This is a genomic window from Streptomyces sp. NPDC054834 (assembly GCF_053611185.1).
This window is the reverse complement of record NZ_JBSGZV010000013.1, coordinates 55,917-75,124: the sequence shown is the minus strand read 5'-3', so window position 1 is coordinate 75,124 and position 19,208 is coordinate 55,917. Positions and strand designations below refer to the sequence as shown.

Genomic DNA, 19,208 nt, shown 5'->3' with positions numbered 1-19,208 from the left:
TCACCGGGCGGTCAGCGCCAGCTTCGCGCCCAGCGCCACGAAGGACCCCGCGAAGCTTCGCCGCAGCCATGCCATCACACGAGGCCGTGAGGTGACGTGGCTGCGCACGGAGGCGGCGAGGACGCCGTACGCGGCGAAGACGACGAACGTCGCCAGCATGAACACCCCGCTGAGCCCCAGCATCCGGACGACCGCGTGCGGCTCGTCGGGGCTCACGAACTGCGGCAGGAACGCGAAGAAGAAGATGGTGAGCTTGGGGTTGAGCAGATTGACCAGCACCGCCCGGGCGATCACCTGCGCCGCCGAGCGCGGGGCGGCCTTCTCGTCCACGGCGATCGCCTCCTTGTCCCGCGCCGTCGCCCAGGCCATGTACAGGAGGTAGGCGACACCGGCGTACTTGAGGACCTGGAACGCCGTCGCGCTCGCGTTCAGCAGCGCGGCGACTCCGGTGACGGTGGCGGCCACGTGCGGCACGATCCCGAGCGTGCAGCCGAACGCGGCGACGACGCTCGCGCGACGCCCCTGGGAGAGCCCGGCGGCGAGGGTGTAGACGACGCCGGTGCCCGGGGTGGCGACGATGACGAGGGTGGTCAGGAGGAAGGCGAGGCTCATGCGGGCCACCCTCTCGGCGCCGCGGGCCGGGCAACAGGGCCAATCGCGGGCAGCGCTGCCGGGCCAATCGCCTCCGTTGGAAACCCCTCTCCGCCGCCCCCTCTCCGTTGGACACCCCTCGGTGCCCCGCCGACAATGGGATTGTCGGCGAGCAGTCACTTTGGCGGCGCCTGCCGTCGGCCGTGCGGTGCTCCTGCGCCGCCCGAGGAGGCGCCATGACCATCCGGATCGCCACGTACAACACGGAGAACCTCTTCCGCCGCCCCATGGCCTTCGATATCGCGGACGCCGAGAAGCGCCAGGAAGTCCTTGAGGACTTCGGCGAGTTGGAGAAGCTGCTCGACCTTCCGGCGTACGACGACTCCGTCAAGGACCGGATCGCCGGCATCGTCAAGAAGCACCGCGCCTACGACCTGGACCCGGCGGACCCCCCGCCCTTCGTCGTCAACGAGATCCGCGGACTGCTGTTCAAGAAGACCGGCCCGCCGAACGAACCCGTCATCACGGTCGTCGCCGACGGCCGGGCGAAGTGGGCCGGCTGGGCGGAACTCGTCCGCACCGACCTCGACTGGGACGTCGTGCGCAACACCGGCCGGGTGATCCGCGAGGTCAACGCAGACATCCTGCTCACGGTCGAGGTCGAGGACCGTCTCACCCTGGACCGCTTCAACCAGCAGGTCCTGCACGGCATGTACCCGTACAACCTGCTGATCGACGGCAACGACAGCCGCGGCATAGACATCGGGATCCTCAGCCGGCACCCCATCACGTCCGTGCGGTCGCACATCTTCGACCCGGGGACGGGCGGCAGGCCGGTGTTCAGCCGGGACTGCCCCGAGTACGAGATCCAGGTCAACGGGACGCCCCTGTTGGTCCTGGGCAACCACTTCAAGAGCAAGCGGGGCGGCGGCGGTGCCCTGCGCCTGGCCCAGGCGAAGCGGGTGGCGGAGATCTGCGCGGCGGCCCTGGAGCGCTCCCCGCACGTCCTGGTCGCCGGGGACCTCAACGACTCCCCGGACAGCGATCCGATCAAGACACTGCTGGCCACCGGTCTGAAGGACGCGATGAGCCACCCCGGCTACACGGGAGCACCCGGCACCTACGGGACGGGCAACTCACTGGACCAGAAGATCGACTACCTGCTGTTCGCACCGGAGTTGTGGCCACGGGTGCAGCACGTGGACGTGGAGCGGCGCGGGGTGTGGGCGCCCAGGACGTTCAAGTCCTTCGACACCGTGACCTCGAAGGCCGACGAGGCGTCCGACCACGCGGCGCTCTACGCGGACATCGACCTGTGAGGCCCGTGTAAGGCCCCCGCGAGACCCGCGAACGCACCGGTGCCGGGCCCCCGGAGGGACCCGGCACCGGTGGAACGGATACGTCAGCGGATGCGTCAGCTGCCGATCAGACGGCCCGCGAGGTAGCCCTCGATCTGGTCCAGCGACACACGCTCCTGCTTCATCGAGTCACGCTCACGCACGGTGACCGCGTTGTCCTCGAGGGTGTCGAAGTCGACGGTGACGCAGTACGGCGTGCCGATCTCGTCCTGGCGGCGGTAGCGGCGGCCGATGGCGCCGGCGTCGTCGAACTCGATGTTCCAGTTCTGGCGCAGCGCCTGGGCGAGGCCCTTGGCCTTCGGGGACAGCTCCGGGTTGCGGGACAGCGGGAGCACCGCGACCTTCACCGGGGCCAGGCGGTGGTCCAGGCGCAGGACCGTGCGCTTCTCCATCTTGCCCTTGGCGTTGGGCGCCTCGTCCTCGACGTAGGCGTCGAGGAGGAAGGCCAGCATGGTGCGGCCGACACCGGCCGCGGGCTCGATGACGTACGGCGTCCAGCGCTCGCCGGCCTCCTGGTCGAAGTAGGAGAGGTCCTGGCCGGAGGCCTTGGCGTGGGCGCCGAGGTCGTAGTCGGTACGGTTGGCGACACCCTCGAGCTCGCCCCACTCGCTGCCGCCGAACCGGAAGCGGTACTCGATGTCAGCGGTGCGCTTGGAGTAGTGGGAGAGCTTCTCCTTCGGGTGCTCGAACCACCGCATGTTCTCCTCGCGCAGGCCCAGGCCGGTGTACCAGTTCCAGCGCTGCTCCATCCAGTACTCCTGCCACTTCTCGTCCTCGCCCGGCTTGACGAAGAACTCCATCTCCATCTGCTCGAACTCGCGGGTACGGAAGATGAAGTTGCCGGGCGTGATCTCGTTGCGGAAGGACTTGCCCATCTGGGCGATGCCGAACGGCGGCTTGCGGCGCGAGGTGGTCTGCACCTGGGCGAAGTTGGTGAAGATGCCCTGGGCGGTCTCGGGGCGCAGGTAGGCGACGGAGCCGGAGTCCTGCGTGGGGCCGAGGTGGGTGGCGAGGAGGCCCGAGAACTGCTTGGGCTCGGTGAACTGGCCCTTGTTGCCGCAGTTCGGGCAGTTGATGTCGGCCAGGCCGTTGGCCGGGGCGTGGCCCTTCTTCTCCTCGTACGCCTCCTCGAGGTGGTCGGCGCGGAACCGCTTGTGACACGAGGTGCACTCGGTCAGCGGGTCCGTGAAGGTGGCGACGTGGCCGGAGGCGACCCAGACCTCGGAGGCCAGGATGACGGACGAGTCGATACCGACCACGTCCTCGCGCGACGTCACCATGTAGCGCCACCACTGGCGCTTGATGTTCTCCTTGAGCTCGACACCCAGCGGCCCGTAGTCCCAGGCGGCACGCTGTCCGCCGTAGATCTCACTGCACGGGAATACGAAGCCACGGCGCTTGCTCAGGCTGACGATGGTGTCGATCTTGTCGGCGGCCACGGTGCTCTCTTCATTACGACGACGGGCGACGAAGCGAGTTGCTTCCAGCGAATGCTTCAGGGTACCGGCGTGGCCTCCCCCTCAACCAAATCGGTAGGCCCTACAACCGTTGTTGACAACGGTTTCCATTTTTGTTGAAAATGACTGTCATGAACGTACGACGAGTCATACCCGCGGTGGCCACGACCGCGGTCACCGCCCTCGGTCTCGCCACCCTCTCCGCCTGCTCCGGCGCGACCGCCGCGGGCAACACGGACAAGTTCGACGTCGTCGCGTCGTTCTACCCGATGGCCTTCCTCGCCGAGCGGATCGGCGGGAGCCACGTCCACGTCACCAGTCTCACCCAGCCCGGCCAGGAACCGCACGACCTGGAGATCAGCGCCAGGCAGACCGCGCAGCTCCAGGAGTCCGACGCGGTGCTCTACCTCAAGAACCTCCAGCCCGCCGTCGACAAGGCGGTCGCTCAGTCCGAGCTGAAGACCAAGATCGACGCCGCCTCCCTCACCCCCCTGGAGAAGCACGGCAACGAGGTCGGCGGCCACGCGGCCGAGCACGACTCCTCGGAGAACGAGGAACTGGCCGGCCTCGACCCCCACATCTGGCTCGACCCGGTGCGCTACGCCCAGGTCGCCGAGGGTGTCGGCAAGGCCTTCGAGAAGGCCGACCCCGGCCACGCCGCCGACTACAAGAAGAACACCGCCACCCTGGTCAAGCAGCTGGACGACCTGAACGCCCAGTTCAAGAGCGGCCTCGCGACCACGAGGACCAAGGTCTTCCTCACCACCCACGCCGCCTTCGGCTATCTCGCCGAGCGCTACGGCCTGACCGAGGAGGCCATCAGCGGCCTCGACCCCGAGGCCGAGCCCAGCGCCGCCCGCGTCAGGAACCTCGAGACGATGGCGAAGGCCGACGGCGTCACGACCGTGTTCTACGAAACGCTCGTCAGCGACAAGACCGCGAAGACCATCGCCGCCGACGCCGGGCTGAGGACGGACGTCCTCGACCCGGTCGAGGGCATCACCTCCAAGTCCCGCGGCAAGGACTACTTCTCGGTCCAGGAGTCCAACCTCAAGGCCCTTCAGAAGGCCCTTGGGACCAAGTGACAGCCACGGAGGACGACGCCATGACCGAGCCCGTCATACGCCTGCGCGGCGTACGCGCCGAGCTGGGCTCCCGCCCCGTGCTGCGCGGCATCGACCTCACCGTGCGCCGCGGCGAGGTGGTCGCGCTGCTCGGCGCGAACGGATCCGGCAAGTCGACCGCGATCCGCACGATCATCGGCCAGGTACCGGTGAGCGCGGGCGAGATCGAGCTGTTCGGCACCCCGTGCCGCGGCTTCCGGAACTGGGCGCGGGTGGGCTACGTACCGCAGCGCACCACGGCCGCGGGCGGCGTCCCGGCCACCGTGACCGAGATCGTCTCCTCGGGCCGCCTCTCCCGCACCCGCTTCGGCCTCTTCCGCAGGACCGACCGCGAGGCCGTACGACGGGCCCTGGAGCTGGTCGGCATGGCCGACCGGGCCGGGGACTCCGTCACCGCCCTCTCGGGGGGCCAGCACCAGCGGGTGCTGATCGCCCGCGCCCTGGTCGCCGAACCCGAGCTGCTGATCATGGACGAGCCGATGGCGGGCGTCGACCTGGCCAGCCAGGAGGTGCTCGCGCGGACCCTGCGGGAGCAGGTCGAGGCCGGAACCACGGTCCTCCTCGTGCTGCACGAACTGGGCCCCCTCGAGCCCCTGATCGACCGGGCGGTCGTCCTGCGCGACGGCTGCGTCACCCACGACGGCCCGCCCCCGCGCGCCGTCGGCCAGCACGCTCCCCCACTCCCGGCTTCGCTCGAGCGGGGGGACCCCCACCCCGGCCACGACCACGTCCACCCGCACGAGCCCGCGGGCACCCAACCCCTCCGCACAGGACTGCTGAGCTGATGGAACTCCTCGACTACGGCTTCATGCAGCGGGCGCTCCTCGCCGCCGTCCTCGTCGGCGTCACCGCCCCCGCGATCGGCATCTACCTCGTGCAGCGCCGCCAGCCCCTCATGGGCGACGGCATCGGGCACGTGGCGATGACCGGCGTCGGCCTCGGCTTCCTTCTCAACACCTCGCCGGTGTGGATGGCGACCGCCGTCTCGGCGCTCGGCTCGGTGCTGATGGAGCTGATCCGCTGGTACGGGAAGACCCGCGGCGACATCGCCCTCGCCATGCTCTTCTACGGCGGCATGGCCGGCGGCGTGATGTTCGTCAACCTCGCGCCCGGCGGCTCCAACGCCAATCTGAACTCGTACCTCTTCGGCTCGCTGTCGACGGTCTCCCCGTCGGACGTGACCGCCATCTCGCTGCTCGCCGGGTTCGTGGTCCTGGTGACCCTGGGACTGCGCCGCCAGCTGTTCGCGGTCAGCCAGGACGAGGAGTTCGCGCGGGTCACGGGGCTGCCCGTCCGCGCCCTGAACCTGCTCACGGCGGTCACCGCGGCCGTCACGGTCACCGTCGCGATGCGGGTGGTCGGCCTGATCCTGGTCTCCGCGCTGATGGTGGTCCCGGTCGCCGCCGCGCAGCAACTCACCCGGAGCTTCGCCGCCACCTTCGCGATCGCCGTCGCGCTCGGCGTGTCCGTGACCATCGGCGGCACGGTCACCTCGTACTACCAGGACGTCCCGCCCGGCGCGACGATCGTGCTGCTGACCATCGCGGCGTTCATCGTCCTGACCGCCCTGGCCACTCCACTGGCCCGCCGCCGCGCCCGGGCGGCCGCCGCCGCGCGGCCCTCCGGGGATCCGGCGGAGTGCTCGATTCCGGCCACCCGGGGGGCCGCCGACGAGATCGGCGTCTGACCGCGCACAGGCCGGGCTGGCACAATGGCCCGGGTCGGTGTGAGACGTGAGCCGCGAGGGAGCTGAAGGGGCGCGACACCGGCACAGAGCGCCCCGTAGGCGAACGAGCCGACAAAGGAGGAACCGGTGACGACCGCTGGACCGCCCGTGAAGGGCCGTGCCACCCGGCAGCGTGCCGCCGTGGCGGCAGCCCTCGACGAGGTCGACGAGTTCCGCAGCGCGCAGGATCTCCACGACATGCTCAAGCACAAGGGCGACTCGGTCGGCCTGACCACGGTCTACCGCACCCTCCAGTCCCTCGCCGACGCCGGCGAGGTCGACGTCCTGCGCACCTCCGACGGCGAGTCCGTCTACCGCCGCTGCTCCACCGGCGAACACCACCACCACCTCGTCTGCCGCGTCTGCGGCAAGGCCGTCGAGGTCGAGGGCCCCGCGGTCGAGAAGTGGGCGGACGCCATCGCGGCCGAGCACGGGTACGTCAACGTGGCGCACACGGTGGAGATCTTCGGCACCTGCGCGGAGTGCGCGGCGAAGTAGGACCCGGGTCCGTCAGAAACGGCTGGTGGAGTGGACCGGTGCCGTCGGGCCGGTCATCGGCATCGGCCTGCGGACGGTGCTGAACAGCCGGGCCAGGACGGCCGAGCGGCCCTGGTCCGCCGTGTTCGGCGCGATGGCGGCCACGCCCGCCCGAAGCCACTCGTCCCACTCCGGCCGGTCGGCCGGATCCAGGCGGCCGTGGGTCTCGGCCAGGTCCAGGATCCTGGTGCCTATCTCGGTCGCCATCGAGCCCCCGTGGAAGCGGTAGCGGCTGCCGATGACACCCAGGTGACACACGTTCACCTGCCCGCCGGACAGGGCGACGGAGATGTTGAGGAAGGTCTCGACACCGAAGTCCGGCGGCAGCGGGGCGGCCCGCAGAAGGCGGGTGCGGACCGCGCGGTAGCCCGTGAGGGCGTTGGCCCCGTGGAAGCCGACCTCCGGGAAGAACCGGCCGGTGAGCGGCTCGTAGATGGTGAACGTGGACGCCAGGATGGTGCCCGGGTGGTCGTACTCGTAGTCACCGACCACGTGGTCCGCCGTGCCGCCGGCCGCGGCCTCGCGGAGCAGTACGGCGACATTCCGTTCCGAGGTGACGAGGTCGGCGTCGAGGAAGCACGTCCACTCGCTGTCCACCGCCGACACGGCCAGTTGCATGGCCGCGCCCTTGCCGAGCGGGCCGCTGAGCACCTCCGCACCCGCCTCGCGGGCCCGTCGGGCCGTGTCGTCGGTCGAGCCGCTGTCCACGACCAGCACCCGGTCGCCCGGCCGCGCGGCCGCGAGGGCCTGGCCGACGATCGTGGCCACCGTGGCCTCTTCGTTGTGCGCGGGAATCACGAAAGCGAACAAGCGGAACCAACCCCCGTTGAGATCGAGCAGTCGCTCATGATCTTAAATCGCACACGCGCGGGGCCTATTCCCGCCCGAAGCAGCGCTCCAGTTCGTCCAGTTCGTAGAACTTGCTGCCCTTGGCGATCGGACGGCACCCGGCCTTGAAGGCGGTCTCCCTCTCGTTGTAGAGCATCCGGACCAGGTAGCGGTCGCCCTTGCGGAACACGTCCCACTGGATGTTGGCGCCCAGCGGGGAGACCTCCGCGCCGCGCCAGGGGTTGTCGGCGTAGGTGTACGGCTGCCCGGGCGTCGCGGGCCGTGTGCTGCCGGGCAGGCCCATCAGGGCGGCGAGCGGAATGATCTCCTCGGCGTGGGTGAAGCGGAGTTCGGCGCCGAGGTCGCTGGTGCCGTCCCGCTCGGCCTCGACCTGCTTGAAGAAGTCGTCGAGGAGGACGCCGGCCATCTTGTAGGTGATGTCGCTGTCCGAGAAGCCGGGGCCCTTCTCGTAGAAGTCCTCGGTGTCGCCCAGGTATCCGAACCACGCGGCGTCGGAGCGCGAGATGTACCGCTCCATGCCCCAGCCCGTCCCGTCGGGGCTCTCCTCGCTCATGGCGGGGGCGATGGCGTACAGGTTGTAGACGGCCTCGGCGGCGGAGACCGCGTCGGCGTCGGCGATCCGCTCGACGAAGGCGTCCTTGAAGATCTTCCGCAGGACGCCGCGGGCGGCCCGGTGTGTCCTGGGCTGGCCGGTGATGCTCTTCAGCGTGCTCGCCAGGCGCTGGTCGTTCGCGATGTAGTCGCGGTACGCCGCCCCGCCCGCCGCCTTGTGGAAGTAGAGCAGGTCCTTGTCCGTGCGGGTCGGGCCGATCAGCGGCCGCAGAGCCGGGTCGGCGTCGGCGAGGGCGCCCACGTACTCGCCCGCGCTGTCGACGGCCCGCCCCTGCCCGGAGCTGACGACATCGACCTTCTCGCCGTCGGCGGCGATCTTCGCGAACAGGGAAGGAAGCCGGTCGGCCATCCGCGTGGCCGTGTCCCGCATCTCCGCTCGGCCGCGCCCGCTGAGGTTGCCGTACCCCACCTTGGCCATGGCGTCGAGCAGCGCTCGCACGGTCGGCCCGAACTGCTCGCCCTTGCGGGTGAGTTGGCCCTCCGCCTCGGCCTTGTCCCACAGGGCGAGGATCAGGTCGCCGTCCTCGCTGTCGGTGGCGGAGCGTGAGCCGTGCCGGGAGACGTTCTCCGTGAAGACGGGGGTGAAGCCGGCCGGCGGCCGCTGATAAGTGCGCAGGCTCTGGTGCGTTGGGGGTCCCCCCGCGCGAGCGAATCCGAGCGTGGGGGAATACGGCGCCTTCGTGCCGTAGCTGTCGTGGTGCGCCGGCTGCTGGTCGGCGGCCCGCGCGGGCAGGGCGGCGACCAGCAGGCCGCACAGGGCCAGGGCGGGGGTGACACGCTTCATGGCCGGATCGTCGGCGATCACCGTGAACCCCCGGTGGCTACGAGGTGGCCGGGCGTCCCCGCATGTCCCGCTCCATTTGCAGCAGTTGCTCGTTGGGTACGGCCCCGCCGAACCGCCGGTCGCGGGAGGCGAACTCGACGCACGCGCGCCACAGGTCACGGCGGTCGAAGTCCGGCCACAGCACGTCCTGGAAGACCATCTCGGCGTACGCGCTCTGCCAGAGCAGGTAGTTGGAGGTGCGCTGCTCACCGCTGGGCCGCAGGAACAGGTCCACGTCCGGCATGTCCGGGTAGTAGAGGTACTTCTGGATGGTCTTCTCGGTGACCTTGGCCGGGTCGAGGCGTCCCGCCCGCACGTCCTCCGCCATCGCCTTCGCCGCGTCCGCGAGCTCGGCCCGGCCGCCGTAGTTCATGCAGAAGTACAGCGTGAGCCGGTCGTTGCCCTTGGTCTGCTCCTGCGCGACCTGGAGCTCCTTGGCGACCGACTTCCACAGCTTGGGCATCCGCCCCACCCAGCGCACCCGGATGCCGAGCTCGTCGAGCTGGTCGCGGGTCTTGCGGATGAAGTCGCGGTTGAAGTTCATCAGGAAGCGGACCTCGTCGGGCGAGCGCTTCCAGTTCTCGGTGGAGAAGGCGTACAGGGAGATGCTCCCGACGCCGACCTCGATGGCGCCCTGGAGCACGTCCAGTACGCGCTCGGCCCCGACCTTGTGCCCTTCCGTCCTCGGCAGCCCGCGCTCCTTGGCCCAGCGGCCGTTACCGTCCATGACGATCGCCACATGGTTCGGGACGAGCTCACCGGGGAGCTTGGGCGCGCGGGCGCCTGACGGGTGCGGCTCCGGCGTGCTGTACTCGCGGCGCTGGCGCCCCAGGATTCCGCGTACCACCATGTGCTTCTCGTCTCCCTCGGTGTTGCCGGTCTACTTCTCTACATACCTGAGCGAGCGCAGCCCGCGCTCCAGATGCCAGTGCAGGTAGGCGGACACCAGTCCGCTGCCCTCCCGGACGTGCCGCGGCTCGCACGCGTCCGCGGTCCCCCAGTCTCCCGTAAGCAGCGCGCCGAGCAGTTCGAGGGTCGCCGGCGACGGTACGACGCTGCCGGGCACCCGGCAGTCCACGCACAGGGAACCACCCGAGGCCACCGAGAAGAACCGGTTCGGACCGGGCATCCCGCACTTGGCGCAGTCGCCGAAGCTCGGGGCGTACCCGTTGACGGCGAGCGAGCGCAGCAGGAAGGCGTCGAGCACGAGGTGCGGCGCGTGCTCGCCACGGGCCAGCGTCCGCAGGGCGCCGACGAGCAGCAGATACTGCTGCACAGCCGGCTCGCCCTCGTGGTCGGTGAACCGCTCGGCCGTCTCCAGCATGGCCGTCCCGGCGGTGTAGCGGGCGTAGTCGCTGACGATGCCGCCACCGTACGGCGCGATGGTCTCGCTCTGCGTGCACAACGGCAGCCCGCGCCCCACCAGCTCGCTCCCCCGCGCGAAGAACTGCACGTCCACGTGCGAGAAGGGCTCGAGCCGCGCCCCGAACTTCGACTTGGTCCGCCGCACCCCCCGGGCCACCGCCCGCACCCGCCCATGCCCCCGCGTGAGCAACGTGATGATCCGGTCCGCTTCACCCAGCTTCTGAGTGCGCAGGACAATTCCGTCATCCCGGAACAGACTCACAGCCCACCCCCCCAGGGCCTCTGCCGGGGGTCCGGGGGTTGCCCCCCGGGAGACAGCAGCATGATCCGGTCCGCTTCACCCAGCTTCTGGGTGCGCAGCACGATGCCGTCGTCGCGGAACAGACTCATGGGGTCCATTCTCCCCTACGGCGCCGGCGGCCCGGACCGGATCGTAGAGGCGGCTCACCCACTGTGGCTCACGCCTCCGCGCACCGGCGGCCGTGTGCGTACCGGTGGGCCAGGGCGTGGAAGGCCTCCTTCGGCTCCCGGTGCCAGGGGGAACGCGGGTCGCCGGGGCGGTCCTGGATCGGCTTGGTGATGGCATAGCTCGCCAGGTCGAGGTCGTGGCGCGGGTCGCCGGGGCGGTGCGGGGCGTCCGGGGTGACGAACTCGAACGCCATCGCCGCGTACAGCCCCATCGCCTCGAAGACGTCCACCAGGTCGACGAGGTAGGCGGCCTGGGTGCGTTCGCTGCGCACCGGGTGTCCCTTGATCTCCTCGGGCCGCTTGTCGTGGTCGACGATGTCCCAGGCCATGCCGCCGGCCTCGGGGGCGCCGACGTACGCGCACGTGCCGAACTCGGTGACGGCCAGCGGCTTCCCCCGGCGCAGGTGGCGGCGCAGCTCCCGGACGTGGTCGGCGCGGCGCGGGAAGTACGCGTAGTAGTCGATGCCGACGATGTCGAAGAGCCGCCAGTCGACCCTGTCGTCCTGCGCGGCGGCGTAGCTGAGACCGCCGCGGAACACGGAGCGGCCGACCGCCGCGGCCTTCGCGGTGAAGCGGTCGAGCAGGCGCTGCGCCCGCACCGGGTCGAAGGTGCCGTCGAGGAGGTGCCGGACGCGTTCCAGGGCGTTGTCGCCCGGCACGATCCCCGGCACGAACAGGATGAACTCGCACCCGACGCTGAGATCGACGCTCGCCCCCTGCCGGCGCAGCCGCTCCGCGAACCGGCCGCACTCGGCGAGGTGCTCCAGGATCTCCCGTTCGGGGACGTCCCCGAGGGTCGGCTGGAGCCAGACGTGCAGTCCTCGTTCGGCGGCCTCGGCGGCGGTGGCCGTGAGACGTTCGACGCCGTCGCCGGTGACGTCGACGGTGTCGGCGTGCAGGTCGTCGCGGATGACCCGGATGTCCTCGCGCATACGGGCGGTGCACCACGCGGTGGCCGGTGTCGCGCCCTCGCCGACCGTGTAGACGACGCCCCGGTGGCGGAGCCCGCGCCGGTGCCCCGCGGTCGCTGCCGTCGGTCCGGTCGCCGCGGCGGGGCGCGCGGGCAGCAGCGCCGCCCCGGTCCCGGCCGCCGCCGCACCTGCGAGGAAGCGTGCCCGGCTGATTCCTTCGGTCTTCTTCTCCATACGGTGACCGTGCCGGGCGTACCACCCGACGGGCCATCCACCGATGGTCTACGGCGGTGCGACGAAGGTACGAGTTGTTCGTTGAGCGGCACACGGACGAGTCGGCGGTACTGGCGGCCCTGTGGCGTGCTCTGGAGGCCCAGTACGAGGAGTTCGGGCCGACGAGCGCGGTGCTCTGGTCGGCGCACTGGCCCAACTGCCGCCGGGCAGCGGGCGGTGGTGGTCCCGCGCTGCCGGGAGGACCTGTCCGAGGTGGAGGTGGCCGAGGCGCTCGGTTGCTCGCCGGGCACGGTCAGGAGCCAAAAGCCAGGCGTCCAAGGCGCTGGCCAACTGCGCAGACATCCGGGGCTCCTCCCAGCCGCGCGGGTCGAACAGGGCGAGCGGGCGGCACGGAAACCCGCCATTGGTCCAACCTCTGGCGGATACCGCCGTTCGTGTGCCATCCCTTGACCGCCCCCACGGGCCCTCCTAAGGTCACGCTGACCGACCGGACGTAGGACGTCGTATCTCCCCCCCGCTGGAGGACCCGTGCGCGACGTGACCCACGACGTGCCGGCGGTGCACCGCCGGTCGTTCCTGAAGCACACCGGCGCGCTGGGCGCGGCCGCCGCTCTCACCTCGTCGTTACCGGCTCTGACGTCCTGCTCCTCGGGCCCGGAGTCGACGAACGACACCGGCGGCGGGGGCGGCGGGGACCGCACGCTGACGGCGGTGATCGGCTACGGCAACGACGGCAGCTGGGATCCGACGCAGACGGCGTCCGCGTTCGCCATGGCCGCCAACAACCACATCTACGAGGGGCTGCTCGACACCGACCCGATCTCCCGCGAGCCGTACGCGGCGCTCGCCACCGAGGTCCCCAAGGATCCGAACAGCACGTCCTGGAGGTTCACGCTGCGGGCGGGGGCGACCTTCCACGACGGGAAGCCGGTCACCGCCGACGACGTCGTCTTCGTCTTCGACCGGATCCTCGATCCGAAGACCCAGACCCTCGCCAAGGGCTTCTTCGCGAGCTGGCTGAAGGAGGTCCGCAAGGTCGACGCGCGGACCGTGGAGCTGGTGCTGAGGTTCCCGTTCCCGGACGGCGTCTCCCGGCTCACCCTGGCCAAGGTCATGCCGAAGCACGTGTTCTCCCGGCCCGGCGCCTGGGACGACGCGATCAAGGGCAAGGCGATCGGCTCGGGGCCGTACCGGCAGACCGCGCACCACCCGAAGTCCAACACCACCTTCGAGGCGTTCGACGGCTACAACGGGCCGCGCAAGGCCGCCTTCAAGAAGATGAACTGGCTGACGATCGTGGACGCGGCACCGCGCGTGGCCAGGATCTCCGGGTCCGGCGCGGGCGCCCAGATCGCCGACAACATCCCGTACGCCAACATCGCGCGGCTGGAGCGGGGCGGGCTCACGGTCGCGGGCGGCGCCGGTATGAACAACCTGTTCCTGATGTTCAACACCCGGCACAAGCCCTTCGACGACGTACGGGTGCGGCAGGCGCTGCACTACGCCATCGACACCGAGAAGATGGTGCAGGTGGCACTGAAGGGGCACGGGAAGCCGTCCTCGTCCTTCCTCAACGAGGGCAACCCCGCCTACCGGCGGGCGAAGACCGTCTACGACCACGACCCCGACAAGGCGAAGGCACTGCTGAAGGCCGCCGGGGTGACCGGTCTGAAGATCGAAATCCTGGCCGTCAACGTCAGCTGGATCGTCGACTGCCTGCCCACCGTCAAGGCCTCCTGGGACGCGATCGGCGTCGAGACGACCCTCTCCCCGCAGGAGACCACCGCCGTCTTCACCAAGATGGACCAGAAGCAGGACTACCAGGTGGTCGCCGCCGCCTCGAACCCGAACCAGTTCGGCCTCGACGCCGACCTGATCATGCACTACAACTACGGCCCCGAGAACCTCTGGATGCGCTACACCCGGTGGGCCGACGACCCCGTCGCCAAGCAGCTGTTCAAGGACATGGACCGGGCGACCCGGGAGCCGGACCCGGACAGGAAGAAGGCGATGGTCCAGGACTACATCGACGTCGTCGCCGAACAGGCCGTGCTCTACCCGGTCGTCCACAACGAGCTGATGACCGCCTGGGACCCGAAGAAGCTCACCGGTATAAGGCCCCAGCCGTACCCGGGCATCAACCTCCTCCAGGCCAAGTGGACCTGACGGTATGACAGCCGTCGTACGGATCCTGCTCCGCCGTGTCGCCCTGCTCGTGCCGCTGATGCTCGGCATCGTGCTGTTCGTGTTCCTGGTGATGAGGTTCTCGGACGTCGACCCGGCGTCCGCGTTCTTCCAGGGCGCCAACCCGACGCCCCGGCAGCTGCACGACTTCCGGGAGCGCAACGGCCTGCTCGACCCGCTGCCCGTCCGCTACCTCCACTTCGTCGGCGACCTGCTCCACGGCGACCTGGGCACCAGCGCGCTGACCCGGGCGCCGGTCGTCGACCAGGTCACCACCGCGCTGCCGCTCACCCTCCAGCTGACCTTCCTCGGGCTCGGCATCGCTGTCGTGCTGGCACTGGCCGGCGGGGTGACGGCCGCCGTCCACCGGGACCGGCTGCCGGACCAGGTGATCCGGGTCGTCTCCCTCGTCGGAGTCGCCGCGCCCGGCTTCTGGCTGGCGCTGCTGATGATCCAGTACCTGGCGGTGGACCGGGGCTGGTTCCCGGCCGGCGGCTACATCAATCCGGCCGACTCCGTCACCGGCTGGCTGAAGACGATGGCCCTGCCCGCGTTCGCGCTGTCCCTGCCGGTGGCCGCCCAGCTGACCCGGATCGTGCGGACGTCGGTGGTGGAGGAGCTGGACAAGGACTACGTGCGCACCGCGGTCGGCAGCGGGCTGCCGCCCCGGGTGGTCGTCGGCCGGAACGTGCTGCGCAACGCCCTGGTCAACCCGCTGACCGTGCTGGGTCTCAGGGTGGGCTATCTGCTCGGGGGTGCGGTCGTCATCGAGACGATCTTCTCGCTGCCCGGCATGGGGAAGCTGATGATCGACGCCGTGCAGAACGGCGACCCGGCGGTGGTCCAGGGGGTCGTGCTGACCACGGCGACCGGGTTCGTCGTCGTCAACCTCGTCATCGACATCCTCTACCTGCTCGTCAACCCACGTCTGAGGGCGGCCTGATGGTCATGCGCGCCGATCTCACCGAGCGGCTCTCCCGGCCCGGCGTCCGGCTGCGCGGATGGCACCGGCTGCCGCTGCTGTCGAAAGCCGCCGTCTGCTTCCTGGCGCTGGTCCTCCTGGTCGCCGTCCTCGCACCGGTGCTCGCCCCGCACGATCCGCTCGACCAGCAGGACCCGGTCGACGGCACCGGGCACCCGTCGGCGGCGCACTGGATGGGCCAGGACAGCCTCGGCCGGGACCTCCTCAGCCGGCTGATGTACGGCGCCCGCTGGTCGCTGGCGATCGGTCTCGGCGCGACCGGGCTCGCGCTGGTCGTCGGGGCGCTGCTCGGGGCGCTCGCGGCCACCTCCCGCAAGGCCGTGGACGAGACGCTGATGCGCTGCCTGGACGTGGTGATGGCGTTCCCGGGCATCGCGCTGGCGGCCGTGCTGGTCGCCGTCTTCGGCGGCGGGATCGGCGTACTGATCTGCGCGATCGCGTTCCTGTTCACGCCGCCGGTCGCGCGGGTGGTGCGGGCCAATGTGCTCGACCAGTACGGGGAGGACTACGTCACCGCGGAACGCGTGATCGGCGCCCGCACCCCGCACATCGTGCTGCGGCACGTGGCCGTCAACTGTGCCGCCCCGGTGCTGGTGTTCTGCACGGTCCAGGTCGCCGAGGCCATCGTCTTCGAGGCGTCGCTGTCCTTCATCGGCGCGGGGGTGCGGCCCCCGGACCCGTCCTGGGGCAGTGTCATCGCCGACGGCAAGAACATGGTGCTGACCGGGGGCTGGTGGGCGACCGTCTTCCCCGGGCTGCTGATCCTGCTCACCGTGCTGTGCCTGAACATCCTCTCCGAGGGCGTCTCGGACGCCTGGGCGGCCCCGGCGCCCCGGGAGGTGGCGGCGCCAGAGGACCACCTGGAGGCACCGGAACCCGGCACCGGCGAGGTGCTCCCGCTGCCCGGCCTCGCCGACGCGGCCCGGCGGCTGCGCGCGCGGGCCCGGCCCCGGCCCGCGCCCGGCGGGCCGCCGGTGCTCGCGGTGGAGAACCTCGCCATCGGCTTCCCTGGCCGGCACCGGGGCGTGGACATCGTGGCCGGCGTCAGCTTCGAGGTGCGTCCGGGCGAGGTGCTGGGGCTGGTGGGCGAGTCGGGCTGCGGCAAGTCGCTGACCGCGCTCACCGTCATGGGGCTCCAGCCCGAGGGCGCCCGGGTGCGCGGCCGGGTGCGCTTCCGGCAGCGGGACCTGCTCGCCGAGCCGATGCGGGTACGGCGGCGGCTGCTCGGCCACGAGATGGCGATGGTCTACCAGGACGCCCTGTCCTCGCTGAACCCGGCGATGACCATGCGCGCCCAGCTGAAGCAGCTCGTGCGGCGCGGTGGCCGCCGCGGCCCGCGGGAGCTGCTGTCGCTGGTCGGGCTCGACCCCGACCGCACCCTGCGCAGCTACCCGCACGAACTCTCCGGCGGCCAGCGCCAGCGCGTACTGATCGCCATGGCCCTCTCCCGCGACCCCGCCCTGATCGTGGCCGACGAGCCGACCACCGCCCTGGACGTCACCGTGCAGGCCCAGGTCATGGAGCTGCTGCTGCGGCTGCGCGAGGAGCTGGGCTTCGCGCTGATCCTGGTCTCGCACGACCTGGCGCTGGTCGCGGACGTCACCGACCGGGTGGTGGTGATGTACGGCGGGCAGATCGTGGAGACGGGCGTGACCGCCGACCTGGTGGAGGCACCGGCCCACCACTACACGCGCGGGCTGCTCGGCAGCGTGCTCTCGCTGGAGTCGGCCGAGGAGCGGATGACTCAGATCAAGGGGGTCGTACCGGCCCCCGCCGACTTCCCGGCGGGCTGCCGCTTCGCCGGCCGCTGCCCGCTGGCCACCGAGGTCTGCCGTACGACGGCGCCCGGTTTACGAGGGACGCCGACGCACATGGCTGCCTGCCACCACCCCGCGATCAATCTGACGACCGCAGAAAGCGAGGAGGCCCTCCATTGAAGCTCCCCCTCGGACGAGGGGGTGCCTGGCTCTCGGAAGACGGAGGTTTCCGTGCCGGCTTGGCTCTCGCATGGCACGCGAGGAGATCATCACGCGATCGTCGAGGTACGGGACGTCCATGTGGTCCACCGGGCGCGCAGCGGCGGCCTGTTCGCCCGGGACCGGGTGTACGCACTGACCGGCGCCGATCTGGCCGTGGCCCGCGGCGAGACGGTGGGCGTGGTCGGCGAGTCCGGGTGCGGGAAGACGACGCTGGCGAAGGTGCTCGTGGGCATCCAGCGGCCGGCCTCGGGGACGGTGTCGTACCGGGACCGTGACCTGTGGTCGATGCCGCCCGCCGAACGCCGGTCGGCCGTCGGCGCGGGCACCGGCATGATCTTCCAGGACCCGTCGACGGCCCTGAACCGCCGGCTGACGGTACGCCGTGTCCTGCGCGACCCGCTGGACGTCCACGGGCGCGGGACACGGGCCGAACGGGAGGACCGGGTACGGGAGCTGATGGCCCTCGTGGGTCTGCCCCGGGCGCTCGCCGACGCGCTGCCCGGGCAGCTCTCCGGCGGACAGCGGCAGCGGGTCGCCATCGCCCGCGCGCTCGCCCTGGACCCCGGCCTGGTGGTGGCGGACGAGCCGACCAGCGCCCTGGACGTCTCCGTCCGCGCGCAGATCCTCAACCTCCTGCTGGACCTGAAGGAACGCCTCGGCCTCGCCCTGGTCTTCGTCTCGCACGACATCCAGACGGTACGCCGGATGAGCGACCGCGTGATCACCATGTACCTGGGCCGGATCGTCGAGGAGACCCCGGCCGGCCGGGTCACCGACCGCTCCCGCCACCCGTACACCCGCGCCCTGTTCTCCGCGACCCCCGGCCTGCTGCACCCGATCGACCCGATCCCGCTGACCGGGCCGGTGCCCTCGGCGACCCGGCCGCCGAGCGGCTGCCCGTTCCGCACCCGCTGCTGGAAGGCGGACGAGGTGTGCGCGGCGGAGATGCCGGACTTCTCGGCCGCGTCGGACCCCGGGCACCGCTACCGCTGCCACCATCCTGTGGAGGAGGACCGTTCGACCCGCGACCTCGTACCCCAGAGCCAACCCAGGGAGCCTTCATGACCTTGCCCGCCCCGCTCTCCGGTGTCGTACCGCCCGTCTGCACACCCTTGACACCGGACGGCGAGGTGGACGTCACCTCGCTCCTCAGGCTGGTCGACCACCTGGTGGCGGCCGGGGTGCACGGCCTGTTCGTGCTCGGCTCGACCTCCGAGGCGGCGTTCCTCACGGACCTCCAGCGCAGGCTGGTGGTGGAGGCGGTCGTGGGCCACGTCGGCGGTCAGCTCCCGGTGCTGGCCGGGGCGATCGACATGACCACGCCCCGGGTGCTGGACAACGTCCGCGAGGTCACCGCGGCGGGCGCCCAGGCTGTCGTCGTCACCGCCCCCTTCTACACCCGCACCCATCCGGCGGAGATCGCCCGCCATTACCGCCGGGTCGCCGCCACCTGCCCGGTGCCGGTGTTCGCGTACGACATCCCGGTGGCCGTGCACACCAAGCTGCCCGCCGAACTCGTGCTGGCACTGGCCGCCGACGGCGTGCTGGCCGGGCTGAAGGACTCCAGCGGCGACCTGGGCGGCTTCCGGCAGGTCGTCACCGGCGTCCGCGGCGGTCCGGGCGTCAGCGGCTTCAGTGTGCTCACCGGGTCCGAGCTCGTCGTCGACGCCGCCCTCGCCCTGGGCGCCGACGGGGCCGTGCCCGGCCTCGCCAACGTCGACCCGCACGGCTACGTCCGCCTCGACGAGCTGTGCCGGACGGGCGACCGGGACGCGGCCCGGGCCGAACAGGAGCGGCTGTGCGCCCTGTTCGGGATGGTGGGCGTGGGAAGTCCCGCCCGGATGGGCGGGAACTCGTCGGCCATCGGCGCCTTCAAGGCGGCCCTGCACCTGCGGGGCGTGATCGACTGCCCGCTGACCGCCGAGCCGCAGATCCCGCTGTCGGCGGAGGAGGTCGAGCAGGTGGGGAAGTTCCTGGCGGCGGCGGGTCTGCTCTAGGACGGGTCCGC

Annotated in this window: 18 protein-coding genes; 10 read left to right on the top strand and 8 right to left on the bottom strand. The window is 71.0% G+C overall.

Features of this window, described 5'->3' with window-relative positions:
• Positions 1–612: a LysE family translocator gene (locus ACWGJM_RS19400; protein ID WP_453412896.1), complete on the bottom strand. Its 612-nt coding sequence runs from the start codon at positions 610–612 to the stop codon at positions 1–3.
• A 215-nt stretch (positions 613–827) separates the two neighbouring features.
• On the opposite strand from ACWGJM_RS19400, the gene ACWGJM_RS19395 reads away from it, so the two are divergent.
• On the top strand, positions 828–1,910 hold the full coding sequence (locus ACWGJM_RS19395) for an endonuclease/exonuclease/phosphatase family protein (protein ID WP_453412895.1): 1,083 nt from the start codon (positions 828–830) through the stop codon (positions 1,908–1,910).
• A gap of 95 nt (positions 1,911–2,005) precedes the next feature.
• On the opposite strand, the gene ACWGJM_RS19390 is transcribed toward ACWGJM_RS19395, so the two are convergent.
• Positions 2,006–3,388, bottom strand: coding sequence for a glycine--tRNA ligase (locus tag ACWGJM_RS19390; protein ID WP_453412894.1), 1,383 nt, complete (start codon positions 3,386–3,388; stop codon positions 2,006–2,008).
• Between the two features lie 149 nt (positions 3,389–3,537).
• Between ACWGJM_RS19390 and ACWGJM_RS19385 the strand changes: the two genes are divergently transcribed.
• The 4 genes from ACWGJM_RS19385 (at position 3,538) to ACWGJM_RS19370 (ending at position 6,754) form a co-directional block, all read left to right on the top strand.
• A complete protein-coding gene (locus ACWGJM_RS19385) occupies positions 3,538–4,491 on the top strand; it encodes a metal ABC transporter substrate-binding protein (protein WP_453412893.1) in 954 nt (317 codons plus the stop codon).
• 20 nt (positions 4,492–4,511) lie between these two features.
• Positions 4,512–5,315 carry a metal ABC transporter ATP-binding protein gene (locus ACWGJM_RS19380; protein ID WP_453412892.1) on the top strand — a complete coding sequence of 268 codons (804 nt, stop codon included), beginning with the start codon at positions 4,512–4,514 and terminating at the stop codon, positions 5,313–5,315.
• Entirely contained in the window at positions 5,315–6,217 is a 903-nt protein-coding gene (locus ACWGJM_RS19375; RefSeq protein WP_453412891.1) for a metal ABC transporter permease, read from the top strand. Before ACWGJM_RS19380 ends, ACWGJM_RS19375 begins: the two co-directional genes overlap by 1 nt.
• 126 nt (positions 6,218–6,343) lie before the next feature.
• Entirely contained in the window at positions 6,344–6,754 is a 411-nt protein-coding gene (locus ACWGJM_RS19370) for a Fur family transcriptional regulator (RefSeq protein ID WP_453412890.1), read from the top strand.
• A gap of 12 nt (positions 6,755–6,766) precedes the next feature.
• Here ACWGJM_RS19370 and ACWGJM_RS19365 read toward each other — a convergent pair whose 3' ends face one another.
• From ACWGJM_RS19365 to ACWGJM_RS19340, 6 genes are all read right to left on the bottom strand, one after another.
• On the bottom strand, positions 6,767–7,603 hold the full coding sequence (locus ACWGJM_RS19365) for a glycosyltransferase family 2 protein (RefSeq protein WP_453412889.1): 837 nt from the start codon (positions 7,601–7,603) through the stop codon (positions 6,767–6,769).
• Between the two features lie 64 nt (positions 7,604–7,667).
• Entirely contained in the window at positions 7,668–9,038 is a 1,371-nt protein-coding gene (locus ACWGJM_RS19360; protein WP_453412888.1) for a histidine-type phosphatase, read from the bottom strand.
• Positions 9,039–9,075: 37 nt separating this feature from the next.
• Positions 9,076–9,927: an isoprenyl transferase gene (locus ACWGJM_RS19355; protein ID WP_453412887.1), complete on the bottom strand. Its 852-nt coding sequence runs from the start codon at positions 9,925–9,927 to the stop codon at positions 9,076–9,078.
• A gap of 30 nt (positions 9,928–9,957) precedes the next feature.
• A complete protein-coding gene (recO, locus tag ACWGJM_RS19350; RefSeq protein WP_453412886.1) occupies positions 9,958–10,704 on the bottom strand; it encodes a DNA repair protein RecO in 747 nt (248 codons plus the stop codon).
• Positions 10,701–10,832, bottom strand: a complete 132-nt coding sequence (locus ACWGJM_RS19345; RefSeq protein ID WP_453412885.1) for a hypothetical protein — start codon at positions 10,830–10,832, stop codon at positions 10,701–10,703. The genes recO and ACWGJM_RS19345 overlap by 4 nt, the downstream gene beginning before the upstream one ends.
• Positions 10,833–10,900: 68 nt before the next feature.
• Positions 10,901–12,055, bottom strand: coding sequence for an abortive phage infection protein (locus tag ACWGJM_RS19340; protein ID WP_453412884.1), 1,155 nt, complete (start codon positions 12,053–12,055; stop codon positions 10,901–10,903).
• A 528-nt stretch (positions 12,056–12,583) separates the two neighbouring features.
• Here ACWGJM_RS19340 and ACWGJM_RS19335 point away from each other — a divergent pair.
• The 5 genes from ACWGJM_RS19335 to ACWGJM_RS19315 are packed head-to-tail and all read left to right on the top strand — an operon-like array spanning position 12,584 to position 19,197.
• Positions 12,584–14,221 carry an ABC transporter substrate-binding protein gene (locus tag ACWGJM_RS19335; protein ID WP_453412883.1) on the top strand — a complete coding sequence of 546 codons (1,638 nt, stop codon included), beginning with the start codon at positions 12,584–12,586 and terminating at the stop codon, positions 14,219–14,221.
• A gap of 4 nt (positions 14,222–14,225) precedes the next feature.
• Positions 14,226–15,182: an ABC transporter permease gene (locus ACWGJM_RS19330; RefSeq protein WP_453412882.1), complete on the top strand. Its 957-nt coding sequence runs from the start codon at positions 14,226–14,228 to the stop codon at positions 15,180–15,182.
• Entirely contained in the window at positions 15,182–17,158 is a 1,977-nt protein-coding gene (locus tag ACWGJM_RS19325; protein ID WP_453412881.1) for a dipeptide/oligopeptide/nickel ABC transporter permease/ATP-binding protein, read from the top strand. Before ACWGJM_RS19330 ends, ACWGJM_RS19325 begins: the two co-directional genes overlap by 1 nt.
• Before the next feature lie 51 nt (positions 17,159–17,209).
• Positions 17,210–18,265, top strand: coding sequence for an oligopeptide/dipeptide ABC transporter ATP-binding protein (locus ACWGJM_RS19320; protein WP_453412880.1), 1,056 nt, complete (start codon positions 17,210–17,212; stop codon positions 18,263–18,265).
• Positions 18,262–19,197 carry a dihydrodipicolinate synthase family protein gene (locus tag ACWGJM_RS19315; protein WP_453412879.1) on the top strand — a complete coding sequence of 312 codons (936 nt, stop codon included), beginning with the start codon at positions 18,262–18,264 and terminating at the stop codon, positions 19,195–19,197. Before ACWGJM_RS19320 ends, ACWGJM_RS19315 begins: the two co-directional genes overlap by 4 nt.
• The last annotated feature ends 11 nt before the right edge of the window (positions 19,198–19,208 follow it).

Excerpts from the sequence above, each read along its gene's own strand:
- ACWGJM_RS19400 (WP_453412896.1), bottom strand. The coding sequence starts at position 612 with ATGAGCCTCGCCTTCCTCCTGACCACCCTCGTCATCGTCGCCACCCCG.
- ACWGJM_RS19395 (WP_453412895.1), top strand. The coding sequence starts at position 828 with ATGACCATCCGGATCGCCACGTACAACACGGAGAACCTCTTCCGCCGC.
- ACWGJM_RS19385 (WP_453412893.1), top strand. The coding sequence starts at position 3,538 with ATGAACGTACGACGAGTCATACCCGCGGTGGCCACGACCGCGGTCACC.
- ACWGJM_RS19380 (WP_453412892.1), top strand. The coding sequence starts at position 4,512 with ATGACCGAGCCCGTCATACGCCTGCGCGGCGTACGCGCCGAGCTGGGC.
- ACWGJM_RS19375 (WP_453412891.1), top strand. The coding sequence starts at position 5,315 with ATGGAACTCCTCGACTACGGCTTCATGCAGCGGGCGCTCCTCGCCGCC.
- ACWGJM_RS19360 (WP_453412888.1), bottom strand. The coding sequence starts at position 9,038 with ATGAAGCGTGTCACCCCCGCCCTGGCCCTGTGCGGCCTGCTGGTCGCC.
- ACWGJM_RS19355 (WP_453412887.1), bottom strand. The coding sequence starts at position 9,927 with ATGGTGGTACGCGGAATCCTGGGGCGCCAGCGCCGCGAGTACAGCACG.
- ACWGJM_RS19345 (WP_453412885.1), bottom strand. The coding sequence starts at position 10,832 with ATGAGTCTGTTCCGCGACGACGGCATCGTGCTGCGCACCCAGAAGCTG.
- ACWGJM_RS19340 (WP_453412884.1), bottom strand. The coding sequence starts at position 12,055 with ATGGAGAAGAAGACCGAAGGAATCAGCCGGGCACGCTTCCTCGCAGGT.
- ACWGJM_RS19330 (WP_453412882.1), top strand. The coding sequence starts at position 14,226 with ATGACAGCCGTCGTACGGATCCTGCTCCGCCGTGTCGCCCTGCTCGTG.
- ACWGJM_RS19325 (WP_453412881.1), top strand. The coding sequence starts at position 15,182 with ATGGTCATGCGCGCCGATCTCACCGAGCGGCTCTCCCGGCCCGGCGTC.
- ACWGJM_RS19315 (WP_453412879.1), top strand. The coding sequence starts at position 18,262 with ATGACCTTGCCCGCCCCGCTCTCCGGTGTCGTACCGCCCGTCTGCACA.